Raw genomic sequence first — 1,880 nt, forward strand, 5'->3', positions numbered from 1 at the left:
CTCCGGCGCCGGCCGCGCGACGGGGCCCGGCGCCGCCCGCGACCTGGCCGTCGGCCTGGGAGAGCGAATCGCTCGAGTAGGCCGGGGCCTGCGAGTCCAGGTGGTGCGGGGTCACGTCCGCGTGCACCGCGTCCGGACGGGTCTCGTGACGGCGCGGCGAGGTGGAAGCGGCGGAGTCCGGCTGGGCGGCGTCGCGGATGCCGCGCGTCAGTCGACCGGCCACCAGCCCGGCGCCCAGGGCGAGGGCCAGGAACGTGCCCGGACGGCGAGCGGCGAAGCCGCGCACGTCCTGCAGCAGGTCCTGCGGGGAAGCGGTCTCCAGGCGCTGGGTCAGGGCCTCGGCACGGTCCGCCACCGAGGCGACGCCCTGGCGCACCAGGTCGGTCTGCGGCTGCTCACCGGAGACCACGCGGTGCAGGTCGTCGGTGTAGCTGCGCACCTGGCCCGCGAGCCGCTCCTGCTGGGTCTGCACCTGCGCGCCGACCTGCTCCTGGGCGGAGCCGACCAGCGACTGCACCTGGTCAGCGGCCTCGTCCTTCACCTGGCCGGCCTCGTGCTTGGCGGTGGCCGCGAGGTCCTGGGCCTTGTCCTTGGCGTCGTGGGCCACGGCCTTCGCCTGGCCCTGGGCCTCGCCCGCGGCCTGCTGGGCCTTGTCCTTCGCCTGGTCCTTGGCGTCACGGCCCTCGGCTGAGGAGCCGTGGGCGTTCTTCGGCGTGTTCGTCGTCATGCTGTGCCTTCCTTCGTCCGGGTCGGCGGCCCTCATGGCCGGCCCTTCTGGCCGTCCACGTCACCGGGTCCACCGGGATCGTCTCCGGTCGGGACGGGGTCAGCGCACCTTCAGGCCCCGCTGGGCGGTCTTGCCGACGCCCCGGCCCGGGTGCTCCTTCTTGCCCTGCATCCAGGTGTCCACGGCCTGCACGCCGAGGTCGGGGTGGTCGGTGAAGAAGCCGTCGATGCCGGCGTCGAGGAACGGCTGGATCATGCCGACCATGTCGCCCTGCGCGTTCGGGTCCGTGGAGGAGCGGAACTCCGTGTAGAGGAACTGGTTCTCGGCGCGGAAGGTGTACGGCACCACCTCGAGGCCCGCGCGGTGGGCGAGGGAGCCGAACGCGGTCTCCTCGCCCATCGAGCCGTCCTTCTCCTTGGTGATGATCTGCGCGAAGGCCGGGCCGAGCGTGTCGACGCCGGCCGCGCGGACCTCGCGTAGAAGTCGTAGTCGCGGAGCCCGTCGCCGGCGGCCACGGAGTCATAGGGTGCGCCGGTGACGCTGGAGAGGAACACCGTCTCGGCCTTGAGGCCGAGGTTCTCGTTGAGATCGCGCAGGTTGGCGAGTTCGAAGGACTGCACGGTGGCGGGGGCGTTGCGCTTGTTCAGGCCGTGCTCGTCGAGCAGCTCGACGACGCGCTCCTCCATGGACAGGCCGATGGAGTCGAAGTAGGTGGGGTGCTTGATCTCGGGGATGACGCCGATCTCGCGGCCGTGCCGGGCCGAGAGGCGCTCCCGCAGCTCGAGCACCTCCTCGAAGGTGGGCACCTGGTACCGGCCGTCGTAGGACGCGGACTCGGGGCGGACCTGCGGCAGGCGCTCCTTGGCGCGCAGGGTCTTGAGCTCGGCGAGGGTGAAGTCCTCGGTGAACCAGCCGGTGAGGGCCACGCCGTCGACGACCTTGGTGGTCCTGCGGTCCGCGAACTCGGGTCGCTGGGCGACGTCCGTGGTGCCGTCGATCAGGTTCTCGTGGCGGACCACGAGCACGCCGTCCTTGGTGGAGACCAGGTCCGGCTCGATCACATCCGCGCCCTGGGCGGCGGCCAGCTCGTAGGCGGCCAGGGTGTGCTCGGGGCGGTAGCCGGAGGCACCACGATGACCCACGACGTCGGGAC

General features: G+C 72.3%; 3 protein-coding genes. All 3 read right to left on the bottom strand.

The window, feature by feature from the left end:
- Positions 1-727, bottom strand: a 727-nt coding sequence (locus ACFWJO_RS38450; RefSeq protein WP_386872828.1) for a hypothetical protein, incomplete at its 3' end; no start/stop codon positions are given.
- A gap of 99 nt (positions 728-826) precedes the next feature.
- On the bottom strand, positions 827-982 hold the full coding sequence (locus ACFWJO_RS38455; RefSeq protein WP_386872830.1) for a hypothetical protein: 156 nt from the start codon (positions 980-982) through the stop codon (positions 827-829).
- Positions 979-1,880, bottom strand: a 902-nt coding sequence (locus tag ACFWJO_RS38460; protein ID WP_386872832.1) for a glycerophosphodiester phosphodiesterase family protein, incomplete at its 5' end; no start/stop codon positions are given. The genes ACFWJO_RS38455 and ACFWJO_RS38460, both read right to left, overlap by 4 nt.

This window comes from Streptomyces sp. NPDC127092 (genome assembly GCF_042722475.1).
Taxonomy (GTDB): Bacteria; Actinomycetota; Actinomycetes; order Streptomycetales; family Streptomycetaceae; genus Streptomyces.